At 70.8% G+C, this 14,946-nt stretch carries 9 protein-coding genes; 8 read left to right on the top strand and 1 reads right to left on the bottom strand.

Annotated features, from left to right (window positions below; all coding sequences use genetic code 11):
* Window positions 1–13: 13 nt before the first annotated feature.
* The gene (locus tag ACFWUQ_RS12205; RefSeq protein ID WP_384536471.1) at window positions 14–2,860 is read right to left on the bottom strand and encodes a lectin; all 2,847 of its coding nucleotides are present in this window, start codon (window positions 2,858–2,860) and stop codon (window positions 14–16) included.
* 434 nt (window positions 2,861–3,294) lie between these two features.
* Between ACFWUQ_RS12205 and ACFWUQ_RS12200 the strand changes: the two genes are divergently transcribed.
* From ACFWUQ_RS12200 to ACFWUQ_RS12165, 8 genes are all read left to right on the top strand, one after another.
* Window positions 3,295–5,691 carry a ricin-type beta-trefoil lectin domain protein gene (locus ACFWUQ_RS12200; RefSeq protein ID WP_384536468.1) on the top strand — a complete coding sequence of 799 codons (2,397 nt, stop codon included), beginning with the start codon at window positions 3,295–3,297 and terminating at the stop codon, window positions 5,689–5,691.
* Window positions 5,692–6,053: 362 nt separating this feature from the next.
* Window positions 6,054–7,235, top strand: a complete 1,182-nt coding sequence (locus tag ACFWUQ_RS12195; protein ID WP_384536560.1) for an ROK family transcriptional regulator — start codon at window positions 6,054–6,056, stop codon at window positions 7,233–7,235.
* Window positions 7,236–7,508: 273 nt separating this feature from the next.
* Window positions 7,509–9,032: a sugar ABC transporter ATP-binding protein gene (locus tag ACFWUQ_RS12190; RefSeq protein ID WP_384536465.1), complete on the top strand. Its 1,524-nt coding sequence runs from the start codon at window positions 7,509–7,511 to the stop codon at window positions 9,030–9,032.
* Window positions 9,029–10,066 carry an ABC transporter permease gene (locus tag ACFWUQ_RS12185; RefSeq protein WP_384536462.1) on the top strand — a complete coding sequence of 346 codons (1,038 nt, stop codon included), beginning with the start codon at window positions 9,029–9,031 and terminating at the stop codon, window positions 10,064–10,066. Before ACFWUQ_RS12190 ends, ACFWUQ_RS12185 begins: the two co-directional genes overlap by 4 nt.
* 133 nt (window positions 10,067–10,199) lie before the next feature.
* Window positions 10,200–11,246, top strand: coding sequence for a substrate-binding domain-containing protein (locus tag ACFWUQ_RS12180; protein ID WP_384536459.1), 1,047 nt, complete (start codon window positions 10,200–10,202; stop codon window positions 11,244–11,246).
* Between the two features lie 137 nt (window positions 11,247–11,383).
* Entirely contained in the window at window positions 11,384–12,622 is a 1,239-nt protein-coding gene (locus tag ACFWUQ_RS12175) for a Gfo/Idh/MocA family protein (RefSeq protein ID WP_384536456.1), read from the top strand.
* 12 nt (window positions 12,623–12,634) lie between these two features.
* Window positions 12,635–13,642, top strand: a complete 1,008-nt coding sequence (locus ACFWUQ_RS12170; RefSeq protein WP_384536454.1) for a sugar phosphate isomerase/epimerase family protein — start codon at window positions 12,635–12,637, stop codon at window positions 13,640–13,642.
* A gap of 141 nt (window positions 13,643–13,783) precedes the next feature.
* The gene (locus tag ACFWUQ_RS12165) at window positions 13,784–14,932 is read left to right on the top strand and encodes an inositol-3-phosphate synthase (RefSeq protein ID WP_384536451.1); all 1,149 of its coding nucleotides are present in this window, start codon (window positions 13,784–13,786) and stop codon (window positions 14,930–14,932) included.
* Window positions 14,933–14,946 lie beyond the last annotated feature (14 nt).

The following is a 14,946-nucleotide window of genomic DNA, read 5'->3' as shown; positions in this document are numbered from 1 at the left end:
GGTCGCCTCCTTTCTACGGCAGGGTCCACTTCTGGTTGGGGCCGGTGTGGCAGGTCCACAGGTGGACCGGGGTTCCGTCGTTCCAGGTGCCTCCCGAGGCGTCCAGGCACTTGCCGGACTGCGGGTTGCGGACCGTGCCGTCGGCCTGGGCCGCCCATTGCTGGGCCCCCGTGCCGTTGCACGTCCACAGGTGGATCCTCGTACCGTTCGCGCTGCCCCCGCCCGACACGTCCAGGCACTTGCCGAGCGCCCGCAGCGTGCCGTCGCCGGGAACCGTCCACTTCTGGGCGCCCGTACCGTTGCACGTCCAGATCTGCGCCTGTGTCCCGTCGACCGCCCCGCCGCCGTCGATGTCCAGGCACCTGCCGCCCACCCCCTTGACCTCACCGGAGCGTGTCCCGCTGCCGGAGGTGGTGAAGGAGAACTCGTCGACGTCGAACAGGGAACCGCTGCCCCCCTTGAAGACGAGATGGAGGGTGGTCGAGTCGGCCGGCTGGTTGCCCAGCGTCGTGGTGACGTCCTGGAAGGTCTCCCAACCCCCCGTGACCGGCACGGTCGCCGTGCCGAGCAGGGTGCCGGTCGGAGACCCGGCCCGTACCTCGATGGTGCCGCCCGCGCCCGCGGAGGAGACCCGGGCGGTGAACCGCGCCACGTTGTGGAGCGCGTACGGGGTGAAGGAGATCCAGTCCCCGTTGTCGATGTAGCCGACGGTTTTGCCGCCGTGCGCCGGCGCGTGCGTGACGACCTGGACACCGGCGGAGCCGCCGTAGTGCTCGGCCTGCCGGTGGGTCGGCTGGGTGACGCGCTGGTCGTGCGTGGTCAGCGCGGGCTGGCCGTTCGCGCCCTTGTCGGTGTACTCGGCGTCGATGACGCCGAAGATGTTCGCGTTGGGGTCGTGCTCGCCGTCCGCCAGGGTCTGGAGCGTGCCGGCGCAGCCGGTGGCCGAGGTCTGCGGATGGCCGTGGCTGTCATGCCCGACAACGAAGTTGACCTTCACCTTCGAGCAGTCGATGGCGCCGTCCTCCGGGTCGGTGACCGTCACCCTGAAGGGGATCGCGGCACCGAAGTCGTGGATGCTGCCGTTCAGTGGCAGCTCCAGCTTCACCGTGGGGGCGGTGTTCCCGACCGTGATCTGCACCGAGGCCGACGCGGAGTCGCCGGTGGTGTCCGTGACCGTCAGGGTCGCCGTGTACTGGCCGTTGGAGGTGTAGGTGTGGGAGGGGTTGGCGGCGGTGGAGGTGGCGCCGTCACCGAAGGTCCAGGCGTAGCCGAGGGCATCGCCGTCGGGGTCGGTGCTGCCGGCCGAGGAGAAGGAGACGGACAGAGGTGCCTTGCCGGAGGTGGTACTCGCCCTGGCCTGCGCGGTCGGTGCGAGACCGCCGGTGACGTGTTCGATGCGGTAGAGGGCGGAGTTCTGGTCGCCGTTGAAGTAGCCGGTGCCGTAGTCGAGGACGTACAGGGCGCCGTCCGGGCCGAAGGCCATGTCCATCACCTGGGTGCCGCTCCAGGGGACCGGCTCGATGGCCTGTACGGTGCCGGCGCCGTCGGACTCGATACGTTTGATCCACCGACGGCCGAACTCGCCGGCGAAGTAGTCGCCGTCGTACTCCTGCGGGAATTTCACCGCGGAGGTGGAAGCGGCGTCGTAGCGGTAGACGGGGCCGCCCATCGGCGATTCGGAGCCGCTGCCGAACTCCGGTACGGAACCGCCGTCGTAGGGGATCCAGGCGGGCCGGGCGGGGGGCAGGTCGGTGAGGCCGGTGTTGTTGGGCGAGGTGTTCCTGGGGGCGGCGCAGTTGAACGCGGAGCCCGAGGTGCCGGTGGCGAAGTTGTAGTCGACGTAGGCGTCGTTGTCGCCGGTGCAGTACGGCCAGCCGTAGTTGCCGGGCTGAGTGATCCGGTTGAACTCCACCTGGCCGGCGGGGCCGCGCGAGGCACTGGCGCTGCCGGCGTCGGGGCCGTAGTCGCCGAGGTACACGATGCCCGTGGCCTTGTCGACGCTCATCCGGAAGGGGTTGCGGAAGCCCATCGCGTAGATCTCGGGGCGGGTCTTCGCGGTGCCGGGCGGGAAGAGGTTGCCGCTCGGGACCGAGTACGATCCGTCGGCGTTGACCTTGATCCGCAGGACCTTGCCGCGCAGGTCGTTGGTGTTGCCCGCGGAACGCTGTGCGTCGTAGGCGGGGTTGCGGGAGGGACGCTCGTCGATCGGGGTGTAGCTGTCCGAGGCGAACGGGTTGGTGTCGTCGCCCGATGACAGGTACAGGTTGCCGGCCGCGTCGAAGTCGATGTCGCCGCCGACGTGGCAGCAGGTGCCGCGGGAGGCGGGCACGTCGAGGATCTTCTTCTCGCTGCCCATGTCCAGGGTGCCGTCCGCCTTCAGGACGAACCGGGACAGCCGGTTGACCCCGTCGAACGGGGCGAAGTCGGCGGCCGTGCCGTCCGCCGGGGCATCTCCGCCCGGGGTGGCGAGCCGGGGCGCGTAGTAGAGGTAGACGTAACGGTTGGACGAGAATCCCGGGTCGGCCGCGACGCCCTGCAGGCCCTCCTCGTCGTGGCTGTACACGTCGAGCTTGCCCGCCACGGTGGTGGTTCCGGCGGAATCCGTCAGCCGGAGCGTGCCGTCGCGCGACGTGTGCAGGACCGAGCGGTTCGGAAGCACCGCCAGGGTCATGGGCTCGCCCGTCTCGGCCACGCCCTTGGCGAGGGTGACCTGTTGGAACTCATGCGCGGTCGGCGCATGCGCCTCGCCGCCCTGATGTGTGGGCGCCGCGGTGACCGGCGACACCGGGAGGAGGAGGCCGACGGCGCATGCCACGGCGGTCAAGAGGAAACGGACGCGTCTGTGTCTGGGCGGTCTCATGCGCACAGAGCTCTCCTGAAGTAAGGGGTGACGGCAGCCTCGTCGGGCTGCCGCGTGTGCCCACGGGCGTGCGCCGTCACGCCGCGGGAGCCGGCTTGCGGTTCCAAGTCCGGTTCGTTTCAGGGAAGTTAGCGGGCTTTGTTGGAGTCCGGAACCCGGTACGCGCAAGTTCTCGCGACTTTCTCCATGCGCGGGACAAAGTGGTCTTCGGCCACTGCGGGCACGGACGGGTCGGAGCTTTCCGCGCACTCAGGACAAAGTGTGGACGGCCTCGGGAGAAGTCCCTACTGTGTCCGACAGCGACGGCGCGGACCCGTTGGAGTCCCGCCCGCAGTGCCTCCGTATCCGGGGCGACGGCGCGTTCCCGGCAGCGGTGGATCCCCCGCTCACCCCGATCGAGCTCCTTGTCAGACGAGGGGCCGTCAGGAGGTCACGTGCATGCACGGCTGCTACCCCGCCGACTGGGCCGGCGCCTCGCCGGAACTCTCACCGCTTCGTTACTGGCCCTCGGTCTGTCGGCGACGCCGTCACCCGCGGACACCGCCGCTTCGGCGGCGCTCCCCCCGCAGGAGCCCGGGGTCACGCTCCGCGTCTTCGACGTACAGGTCCCGCTCAGCGGCATATGCACGCTGAAGGCGGGACAGACCCCCAACATCGACAAGTTGATGCCGGTGGTCGACTGGTCCGCGGCCGGGGACTTCGGGCTGGAGAGCAACTTCGTCACCCATGTCATCGGCAATCTCGACGCCCCGCAGACGGGCAGCTACACCTTCCGGTTGACCAGCGACGACGGCTCGCGCCTCTGGATCGACGACCAGGTGGTCATCAGCCATGACGGCCTGCACGGTCCGGAGCCCAAGGACGCCGCGGTGGAGTTGTCGGCGGGCCACCACTCCTTGCGCATCGAGCACTTCGAACGGGACGGCGGCCAGCAGCTGACGCTGGCCTGGAAGCCGCCCGGCGCTTCCGGTTTCGCCGTCGTGCCGAACGCGGCCCTGAGTACGGACGCCGGCGTCGTGCGGGTGACCGCGCCGGGCCGCAAGGAGTGCGAGGCCGGCACGGACTCTCCCGGTGACGGCCTGCCGCTGACCGGTGTGCACCCCAACTACACCCTCACCAACCTCCGGCCGAGCGGTTTCCAGCCGCAGGTCTCCGCGATGGACTGGCTTCCGGACGGCCGTCTGGCCGTGACCACCTGGGGTGGGAGCAACAACACCGCGGGAGAGGTCTACCTGCTGGGCAACGTCACGGGAAGTACCGGCCCCGGCCAGGTGACCGTGAAGAAGGTGGCTTCGGGCTTGAAGGAGCCCATGGGCGTCAAGTACGTCGACGGCAAGCTCTACGTCTCCCAGAAGCACGAGCTGACCGAGCTGAACGACACCAACGGCGACGAAGTCACCGACCAGTACCGGAGAGTCGCGACCTGGCCCTTCGGCGGCAACTTCCACGAGTTCGCCTTCGGCCTGCTCCACCGGGACGGGTTCTTCTACCTGAACCTGTCGGTTTCGATCAACTACGGTGGAGCGACCACGGATCCGCAGCCGGCGCAGAACCGCGGGACCACGATCAAGGTGAACAAGCAGACCGGCGAGGTCTCCTACGTCGCCGGCGGCCTCCGTACTCCGAACGGTATCGGGTGGGGCCCCGAGGGCGACATCTTCGTCACCGACAACCAGGGCGGCTGGCTGCCCTCGTCGAAGCTGGTCCACGTCAAGCAGGGCCGCTTCTTCAACCACTACACCAACCCGGACGGTCCCTTCGACTCCCAGCCGGTGACCAAGCCGGTGCTCTGGCTGCCCCAGAACGAGATCGCCAACTCACCGAGCACTCCACTGCAGCTGACCGAGGGCCCGTTCGCCGGACAGATGCTGTTCGGTGACGTGACCTACGGCGGAATCCAGCGCGGCTTCCTGGAGAAGGTCGGCGGCGAGTACCAGGGCGCGGTCTTCCGGCTCACCCAGGGACTGGAGGCCGGTGTGACCCGGATCAGCGTCGGCCCGGACGGCGCGCTGTACGCCGGCGGGCTGGGCGCGGGCGGCAACTGGGGCCAGGAGGGCAAGCTCTCCCACGGACTGCAGAAACTGACGCCGAACGGCTCCAGCGCCTTCGACATCCGCGCCATGCGCGCCGTACCGGGCGGCTTCGCCCTCGACTACACCCAACCGCTGTCGACGGCCACGGCCACCGATCTGGCCAAGCGCTACAAGATCAAGCAGTGGCGCTATGCGCCGACCGCGGACTACGGCGGCCCGAAGATCGGAGAAGAGACCCTCACCGCGCAGTCGGCCACCCTCTCCGCCGACCGCAAGACGGTCACCCTGGGCATCCCGGGCCTCAAGGCCGACCGGGTGGTCCACATCCGCTCCCCCCGCCCCTTCAGCTCGTCCGCCGGCGAGACCCTGTGGAGCACCGAGGCCTGGTACACACTCAACCAGCTGCCCGGTGGGGCCTCCGGGACGGGAGAGGTGAAGGGCGTCAACAACAAGTGCCTGGACGTCGACAACTCCCAGACCGCCGACGGGACGAAGATCCAACTGTGGACCTGCAACGGCACCGACGCCCAGCGGTGGACGGTGGCGGGCGACACCGTGAAGGCCCTCGGCAAGTGCCTGGACGTCTCCGGCGGCGGCTCGGCGGACGGCACGAAGGTCCAGCTGTGGACCTGCAACGGCACTTCCGCTCAGAAGTGGGCGGGGCAGGCCGACGGCACGCTCCGCAACCCGCAGTCCGGCAAGTGTCTCGACGCCTCGGGAGGCATCTGGAACGACGGTACCCCCATCCATATATGGACCTGCCACACGGGCTCCAACCAGAAGTGGGTCCTGCCGTGACCTAGCGTCCGGTCCGGCCGTACGCGGGCCGTGAGGTCGATGACGTGAGGGCCGGGGATTCCTCGGCCCTCACGGGCTGCAACGGCCGGTCCGCTGGATGGAGTTGGCGCATTCGCGAACCGCCGCCAGGGGCTCCGTCCCGCCCTTTGTCCTGAGTGTGGGGAAAGTCGGACGGGAACTGTGCGCAAGTTCTTCCCTGCCGGGTGGAGTGCTGCTACGTTCCCCTCGAAAGCAGACGGACAGGGCGGAGTTCCCCCGTACCGAGGGGCGAGCGCGAGGCCTGTCGTCCGGACTGAGCCGTGGTGTACGCCCAGGCGGACCAGCGACGGACCACCAGGTGAGAGGAGGGGCACGTGAGGCGCATGACGGCTCGACCCGGGAACGCACATCAGGCACGACTGCTCCGGCTGCTGCGCGACGGCGGCCCCAACTCGCGTGCCCAGCTCAGCGATCAGGTCGACCTCTCGCGCTCCAAACTCGCGGTCGAAGTGGACCGGCTCCTGGAGACGGGCCTGGTGGTCGCGGACGGTCTCGCCGCCTCGCGCGGCGGCCGCCGGTCCCACAACATCCGGCTCGCGCCCACTCTCCGCTTCCTCGCCGTGGATATCGGCGCCACCTCGATCGATGTCGCGGTGACCAATGCCGAACTGGAGGTCCTGGGGCATCTCAGCCATTCCATGGACGTCCGGGAGGGCCCCGTCGCGGTCTTCGAGCAGGTCCTGTCGATGGTCGGCAAGCTCAAGGCCTCCGGTCTGGCCGACGGGCTGGACGGCGCGGGCATCGGTGTACCGGGCCCGGTCCGCTTCCCCGAGGGCGTTCCGGTGGCCCCTCCGATCATGCCCGGATGGGACGGGTTCCCTGTCCGGGAAGCACTCAGCCAGGACCTGGGCTGCCCCGTGATGGTCGACAACGACGCGAACCTGATGGCCATGGGGGAGCAACACGCGGGGGTGGCCCGATCGGTGGGCGACTTCCTGTACATCAAGATCGGTACTGGGATCGGCTGCGGCATCGTCGTCGGTGGGGACGTCCACCGCGGCCCGACGGGGAGCGCCGGCGACATCGGGCACATCCAGGTCGATTCGGAGGGCCGGGTGTGCGGTTGCGGCAACAGGGGATGCCTGGAAGCCCATTTCAGTGGATCCGCCCTCGCCCGTGACGCCGAGGACGCGGCGCGCGGGGGCCGCTCGCCGGAACTCGCCGCCCGGCTGGAAGCCGTCGGCAAGCTGACCGCCGCGGACGTCTCCGCGGCGGCGGCGGCCGGCGACGCCGCGGCCCTGGACCTGATCCGGGCGGGCGGCGACCGGCTCGGCCAGGTCATCGCGGGACTCGTGAGCTTCTTCAACCCGGGGTTGGTCGTGATCGGGGGCGGGGTGACGGGACTGGGGCACACGCTGCTGGCGAGCGTGCGCACCCAGGTGTACCGGCGCTCCCTGCCCCTCGCCACCAGGAACCTGCCCATCGTCCTGGGCGAACTGGGCTCGACCGCCGGTGTGATCGGGGCGGCCCGGCTCATCAGCGACCACTTGTTCTCGCCGGCCTGATCCGAGCCGGTCGGCCGGCACCGCGAGGCGCCGAGCCGGCTACCTCCGTACGACCTGCCACACCGGCGTCCCCCGGCACTGGGACGCCGGATGGTGCCACAGCAGCCGCACCACTCGTACCCCGCCTGCGCCGGCGGCCGGACCGCCGCCGGAGCCCCGGCAACGCCCCGCTCCGCCCGTGTTCCTCCCGGCACGGCGCCGCTACAGCTCACGCGCCGCCGCAGTCCCCGCTCGCCCTGTCCGCTCACGGCCCGCACAAGCCGAGGAATCGTCATGGCACCAGAACCACCCCTGCTCAGCATGTCAGGCATCACCAAGTCGTTTCCGGGCGTCCGCGCCCTGGACGGCGTGGATCTGGAGGTCCGGGCCGGAGACGTCCACTGCGTCCTCGGTCAGAACGGCGCCGGCAAGTCCACCCTGATCAAGATCCTCGCCGGCGCCCACCAGCCGGACGGGGGGACGATCACCTGGCGCGGCGAGGAGGTGGCGCCGGGCTCCCCGATCGCGGCCATGCGCCTGGGGATCGCCACCATCTACCAGGAGCTCGACCTGGTCGAGGGGCTGTCCGTGGCCGAGAACATCTTCCTCGGCCACGAGCCCACCACCGCGCGCCTCTTCGTCCGGGCGCGAGCCGCCCGAACCGCGGCCGCCGATCTGCTGCAACGTCTCGGCCACCGTGAGATCGACCCCGCGTGCCAGGTCAGCGAGCTCTCCGCCGCCCAGCAGCAGATCGTCTCCATGGCCCGCGCGCTCTCCCACGAGGTGCGGCTCATCGTCATGGACGAGCCGTCCGCGGCCCTCGACCCGGAAGAGGTCGACAACCTGTTCCGGACCGTCCGTGACCTGACCGCCGAGGGCGTCGCCGTCATCTACATCTCCCACCGGTTGGAGGAGATCCGCCGCATCGGTGACCGCGTCACCGTCCTCAAGGACGGCCGGACCGTCGCGGTCGGACTGCCCGCGAAGTCCACCTCGACCGACGAAGTCGTCAGGCTGATGACCGGCCGCACCGTGGAGCACGTCTTCCCGGAACGCCCCCACCGGAGCGGCGCCTCCGCGGCCGAACCCGTGCTGCGCGTCGAAGGACTCGCCAGGAAGGGTGAGTTCGCCCCCGTCGACCTGGAGTTGCGGCCCGGCGAGATCGTCGGCATCGCCGGGCTCGTCGGATCGGGACGCAGCGAGATCCTGGAGACGGTCTACGGGGCGCGCAGGCCCACCGCCGGACGCGTCCTCGTCGACGGGGTCCCCCTGCGGCCGGGCAGTGTCCGCGCCGCCGTCCGCGCCGGCATCGGCCTCGCGCCCGAGGAACGCAAGGCACAGGGCCTGCTGATGATGGAGTCCGTCACCCGCAACGTCACCGTCTCCACCCTCTCCCGATTCTCCCGCGGCGGCTGGCTCGACCAGCAGCGGGAGCGGGCCGCCGCCCAGCGGGCGACCCGCGAACTGTCCCTGCGGCCCGACAACCCCGACACCCGGATCCGGACCCTGTCCGGCGGCAACCAGCAGAAGGCGGTGCTCGCCCGCTGGCTGCTGCGCGGCTGCAAGGTCCTGCTGCTCGACGAGCCGACCCGCGGTGTGGACGTCGGCGCCCGCGCCGAGCTGTACGCCGTCATCCGGCGGCTGGCCGACGACGGCCTCGCCGTCCTCCTCGTGTCCAGCGAGGTACCCGAAGTCCTGGGACTCGCCGACCGCGTGCTGGTACTGCGGGAAGGCAGCGTCGTGCACACCTGCGACGCCCGGGAACTCGACGAGCACCGCGTACTCGATCTCGTGATGGAAGGAAGCCCGACGGCATGACGCAGTCAGCCACTCCGGCGGGGCAGGACGCGCCGCCGTTCGCACCCGCCCCGTCCACGCCGGACCGGAAGCAGCCCGCGGCGCACCGGCCGCTGGGCTTGCGCCCGGACGTGCGCAACCTGTCCCTGCTCGGCGTCCTCGCCGTGCTCGTCGCGGTGGGGGGCATCACCAGACCCGCCGAGTTCCTCGCCACGAGCAATCTGCAACTCGTCCTGACCCAGGCGTCCATCATCGGTGTGGTCACCGTCGGCATGACCTTCGTCATCACCGGGGGCGGCATCGACCTGTCGGTCGGGGCGATCGTGGCCCTGGCCTCCGTCTGGGCCACCACGCTGGCGACCCAGGAGTACGGGTTCGCCGGCATCCTCTTCACCGCCATGGCCGTAGGCGTGGGCTGCGGACTGGTGAACGGACTGCTCGTCGCGTACGGCGGCATGGTCCCCTTCATCGCCACACTCGCGATGTTCGCCTCCGCCCGGGGCCTCGCCCTCCAACTCACCGACGGCAAGACCCAGATCGTGACCGTCGACTCGGTGCTCGACCTCGGCGTCCGGGACGCGTACATCCTCGGCGTACCACCGCTCGTCCTGGTCTTCGCGGCCGTCACCCTCATCGGCTGGCTCCTGTTCAACCGCACCACCTTCGGGCGCCGCACGGTGGCCGTGGGCGGCAACGCGGAGGCCGCACGACTGGCCGGCATCGACGTACGACGCCAGCGCCTCCACCTCTACCTGCTGTCCGGGCTGTGCTGCGGTGTCGCCGCGTTCATGCTGATCGTGCTGGCCGGTTCCGGACAGAACACCAACGGCAACCTCTACGAACTCGACGCCATCGCCGCGGCCATCATCGGCGGCACTCTGCTCAGCGGAGGCCGCGGCACCATCATCGGCTCGGTGCTCGGAGTCCTGATCTTCACGACGATCACCAACATCTTCGCTCTGAACAACCTGGAGAGCGCCGTCCAGCAGATCGCCAAGGGCGCGATCATCGTCGCCGCCGTCCTCATCCAGCGCCGCACCCTGCGCGACGACTGACACCCCCGGCCGCAAGCGCCCGACGCCCGCGGCCCCGTCACCGCCCCCAGCGCCATCCCGCCCCGTCCCCCTTTCACCCCCGGTCCCGGCACCTCCCGCGCCCGTACCGCTCAGTCGAAGAGGTAGATCCGCCATGCCAGAAATCCGTACCCCCAGCCGCAGAGGACTGCTTTTCGGCACCGCCGCCGTCTCCGCCGGAGCTCTCCTGACGGCCTGCACCAGCAACGAGCCGAAGAAGCAGGCCGCCGCACCCCAAGGCGCCCCCGCCGCAGCCGAGACGCCGGGCAAGGCCATCACCATCGGCTTCGCGGGACCGCAGGCCGACCACGGCTGGCTCAACGCCATCAACCAGAACGCCAAGGACCGCGCGAAGACGTACCCCGACGTCACCCTGGAGATCACCGAGGGCTCCAACGACACCGCCGCCCAGATCGGCCAGATCCAGACCCTGATCAACAAGAAGGTCGACGTCCTGGTGATCCTGCCCGCCGACGGCAAGGCGCTCACCCAGCTCGGGCTGCAAGCCATGGCGGCCGGCATCCCCGTCGTCAACCTGGACCGCGTCTTCGCCTCCCCGCAGGCGTACCGCTGCTGGATCGGCGGCGACAACTACGGAATGGGCCTCAACGCAGGCCGCTACATCGGCGAGAAGCTCAAGGACAAGCCCAACGCCAAGGTCGTGGAACTCGCCGGGCTCGACAACCTGGAACTGACCAAGCAGCGCACGCAGGGCTTCGACGACGCCTTGAAGAACTACCCCAACATCACCAAGGTGGCCCGCCAGGCTGCCGAGTTCACCGTGGAGTCCGGCCAGGCCAAGATGGCCCAACTACTGCAAGCCCAGGCAAAGTTCGACGCACTCTGGAACCACGACGACGACCAGGGGGTCGGTGCGCTGCGCGCCATCGCCCAGGCCGGCCGCAAGGACTTCCTGATGGTGGGCGGCGCCGGCGCCAAATCCGCCATGGACGCCATCAAGGCCGACGACAGCGTACTGAAGGCCACCGTCCTCTACCCGCCGACCATGGCCGCCTCCGCCGTCGACCTGGCCCGCGCCCTGGGACAGGGCAAGGGGGTCAGCGGCATGGCGGAGCTGGAGATCCCGTCCTCGGTGACCCTCTACTCGGCCGTGGTGACGAAGGACAACGTCGACGAGTACCTGCCCATCGGCTTCAACTGACGGCGTGAGCGCTGCCCGGGCGCAATCCCGGCGGCCCCCCGACCGCCGGACACCGCCCGGGCGGGGCCCCCGGCCCCGCGCGCTCCACGGAACCGCCATCTGCACCGGCTGCGGCCGGTGCCTGCGATAGGAGACCCATGGAACCAAGGCACAGCGAGACGGCGCCGCCGACGCTCGGCGTCGGTCTGATCGGATACGCGTTCATGGGCGCCGCGCACTCCCAGGGGTGGCGCACCGTGGCCCGCGTGTTCGACCTGCCGCTGCGCCCGGTACTCGCCGCCGTGGCCGGCCGGGACCGTACGGCGGTGCGCGCGGCGGCCGCCAAACACGGCTGGGCGGCGGCGGAGACCGACTGGCGGGCCCTGGTGGCCCGCGAGGACGTACAGCTCGTCGACATCTGCGCGCCGGGTGACCGGCATGCGGAGATCGCCATCGCCGCGCTCGACGCGGGCAAGCACGTGCTGTGCGAGAAGCCGCTGGCCAACTCGGTCGCCGAAGCCGAGGCCATGGCGGCCGCCGCCGAGCGGGCCAGGGCGCGCGGCCAAGTTGCCATGGTCGGCTTCAACTACCGCCGTGTACCGGCCATCGCACACGCCCGCCGACTCATCGGCGAGGGTCGGATCGGCGCCCTGCGCCATGTGCGGCTGACCTACCTCCAGGACTGGCTCGTCGATCCCGACTTCCCCCTGACCTGGCGGCTGGAGCGACGGCACGCGGGTTCCGGCGCCCTGGGTGACCTGGGAGCGCACATCGTGGACCTCGCCCAGTTCCTGGCGGGGGAGCCGCTGGTCGGGGTCTCGGCGCAGTTGGAGACGTTCGTCCGCGAGCGGCCCCTGCTCGCGAGCGTGTCGGCCGGCCTGAGCGCGTCCGGCAGCTCCGGGCGGGGACCCGTGACCGTCGACGACGCGGCCGTGTTCACCGGCCGGCTCGCCTCCGGGGCACTCGCGACGTTCGAGGCGAGCCGGATGGCGCCAGGCCGCAAGAACGCCCTGCGCCTGGAGATCAGTGGTGAACTCGGCTCCCTCGCCTTCGACTTGGAGCGCCTCAACGAGCTGCTCTACCACGACCACCGCGAACCGGCCGCCGTCGCCGGCTTCCGGCGGATCCTGGTCACCGAGGCGGAACACCCGTACCTGGAGGCGTGGTGGCCGCCGGGCCACGTCCTGGGGTACGAGCACACCTTCGCGCACCAAGCGCGCGACCTGGTGACGGCCATCGCCGCCGGGACGGATCCCGCGCCGTCCTTCACGGACGGACTGCAGGTCCAGCGGGTGCTGGCCGCCGTGGAGGAGAGCGCCGCGAAGAACGCCGTCTACACCCACGTTCCCGTACCCGCCCCGGCGCGCGGCGCCGAGCGCGCGCCCGCGCAGGTCTGAGGAGAAGAGCCGATGCCCCGTCCCTTCACGCTGTTCACCGGCCAGTGGGCCGACCTGCCCCTGGAGCAGGTCTGCGCGTTCGCCCGCGACAACGGCTACGACGGACTCGAACTCGCCTGCTGGGGCGACCACTTCGAGGTCGACAAGGCGCTGTCCGATCCCTCCTACCTCGATGGCCGGCGCGCGCTGCTGGAGAAGTACGGCCTCCGCTGCTGGGCCATCTCCAACCACCTGGTCGGCCAGGCCGTCTGCGACCACCCCATCGACGAACGCCACAAGGGCATCCTGCCCGGCCGGATCTGGGGGAACGGCGAGCCGGAGGAGGTGCGCGGGCGGGCCGCCGCCGAACTGAAGGACACCGCCCGGGCCGCCGCGGCCTTCGGCGTCGACACCGTCGTCGGCTTCACCGGGTCCTCGATCTGGCACCTGGTGGCCATGTTCCCGCCGGTCCCCGAGAGCATGATCGAGCGGGGCTACGAGGACTTCGCCGAGCGGTGGAACCCCATCCTCGACGTGTTCGACACCGAGGGCGTCCGCTTCGCCCACGAGGTGCACCCCAGCGAGATCGCGTACGACTACTGGACGACTCAGCGGGCCCTGGCCGCCGTCGGGAACCGGCCCGCGTTCGGGTTGAACTTCGACCCCAGCCATTTCGTCTGGCAGGACCTCGACCCGGTCGGCTTCCTCTACGACTTCCGCGACCGCATCTACCACGTCGACTGCAAGGAGGCCCGCAAGCGCCTCGACGGGCGCAACGGCCGGCTGGGCTCCCACCTGCCGTGGGGCGACCCGCGGCGCGGATGGGACTTCGTCTCGGCCGGACACGGTGACGTCCCCTGGGAGGACGTCTTCCGGATGCTGCGCTCCATCGGCTACGACGGCCCGATATCGGTGGAGTGGGAGGACGCCGGCATGGACCGGCTGACGGGTGCGCCGGAAGCGCTCGCCCATCTCAAGCGGTTCGACTTCGACCCGCCGAGCTCCTCCTTCGACGCCGCGTTCTCCGGCCGTGAACCGTAGGCACCGCACCGCCCGGGAGGCGAGAACACGCCCTCGCAGAGGGACACCCCCATGAAGCGACGGCGGGCGAGGAGGCGCCGTACCCCTCGCCCGCCGTCTTCTCCACCCGCAGGGACACCGATATCGGCAGGGAGGCGGCCAGTGAACCACCAGGACGCGACGGACAGGCTGATCCACGACCGGCAGGCACGCACCGGAGTCTGGTTCGTCGGGGCACGCGGATCGGTGGCGACCACCGCCGTCGCCGGATGCGCGGCCGTCACCGCGGGACTGCGCCCGCCCACCGGCATGGTCACGCAGACCCCGCCCCTCGCGGGGGCCGGGCTGCCCCCGCTGGCCTCGCTCGTCTTCGGCGGCCACGACACGGCGGACTGCCCCCTGCCCAAACGTGCCGAGCACCTCACCGGAGACGGCGTACTGCCCGGCGGTCTCGCCCTGGCGGTCCACGCCGAGCTGGCCGCGGCCGACCGGGAGATACGCCCCGGCGGACCGCTGCCCGGGGACACCCGCACCGACGAGGAGCTCATCTCCCGCTTCACCGACGACCTCACCGCCTTCCGTACGCGCCGCGGGCTGGCGCGTGTCGTCGTCGTCAACGTCTCCTCCACCGAGCCGCTCCCGGAACCCGGCGCCGCCGGCCTGCCACCTAGCTCCCTGTACGCCGCCGCGGCACTGCGCGCCGGCTGCCCCTACGTCAACTTCACGCCCTCCACCGGGCTGCACAGCCCCGCCCTCGCGGCCGCCGCCGCGGCCAGCGGCCTTCCCCACGCGGGCCGCGACGGCAAGACGGGCCAGACACTGCTGAGGTCCGTCCTCGCCCCGATGTTCGTCCAGCGGGCCCTGACCGTCCGGGCCTGGTCCGGTACCAACCTTCTCGGCGGCGGGGACGGGGCGGCGCTGGCCGATCCGGCGGCGGCCGCCGCCAAGAACGCCGGGAAGGAACGCGTCCTCCTCGACACGCTCGGCGCAGGCGTCGAGGGCGCCGTCCACATCGACGACGTGCCCGCGCTCGGCGAATGGAAGACCGCCTGGGACCACATCGTCTTCGACGGCTTCCTCGGCTCCCGCATGGTCCTCCAGACGATCTGGCAAGGCTGCGACTCCGCTCTCGCCGCCCCCCTGGTCCTGGACCTGGCGCGGCTCGTCGCCCGCGCTCACGAGGCGGGGCTCGCCGGCCCCCTGCCCGAACTCGGTTTCTACTTCAAGGACCCGGACGGCGGCCCCGCCGGCCTGGCCGAGCAGTTCGAGGCGCTCGTCTCCTTCGCGGACCGCCTCCGGGAGGCGGGGTGATCGGCAAGGGGACA

The organism is Streptomyces sp. NPDC058662, assembly GCF_042716255.1.
GTDB lineage: Bacteria > Actinomycetota > Actinomycetes > Streptomycetales > Streptomycetaceae > Streptomyces.
The sequence above is the reverse complement of the archived record's forward strand: the minus strand, read 5'-3'. Positions and strand labels throughout refer to the sequence as shown.

What these genes read in the sequence shown, in the direction of transcription:
- ACFWUQ_RS12180 (WP_384536459.1), top strand. Translation starts at nt 10,200, where the DNA reads ATGCCAGAAATCCGTACCCCCAGCCGCAGAGGACTGCTTTTCGGCACC.
- ACFWUQ_RS12185 (WP_384536462.1), top strand. Translation starts at nt 9,029, where the DNA reads ATGACGCAGTCAGCCACTCCGGCGGGGCAGGACGCGCCGCCGTTCGCA.
- ACFWUQ_RS12190 (WP_384536465.1), top strand. Translation starts at nt 7,509, where the DNA reads ATGGCACCAGAACCACCCCTGCTCAGCATGTCAGGCATCACCAAGTCG.
- ACFWUQ_RS12175 (WP_384536456.1), top strand. Translation starts at nt 11,384, where the DNA reads ATGGAACCAAGGCACAGCGAGACGGCGCCGCCGACGCTCGGCGTCGGT.
- ACFWUQ_RS12170 (WP_384536454.1), top strand. Translation starts at nt 12,635, where the DNA reads ATGCCCCGTCCCTTCACGCTGTTCACCGGCCAGTGGGCCGACCTGCCC.
- ACFWUQ_RS12195 (WP_384536560.1), top strand. Translation starts at nt 6,054, where the DNA reads ATGACGGCTCGACCCGGGAACGCACATCAGGCACGACTGCTCCGGCTG.
- ACFWUQ_RS12205 (WP_384536471.1), bottom strand. Translation starts at nt 2,860, where the DNA reads ATGAGACCGCCCAGACACAGACGCGTCCGTTTCCTCTTGACCGCCGTG.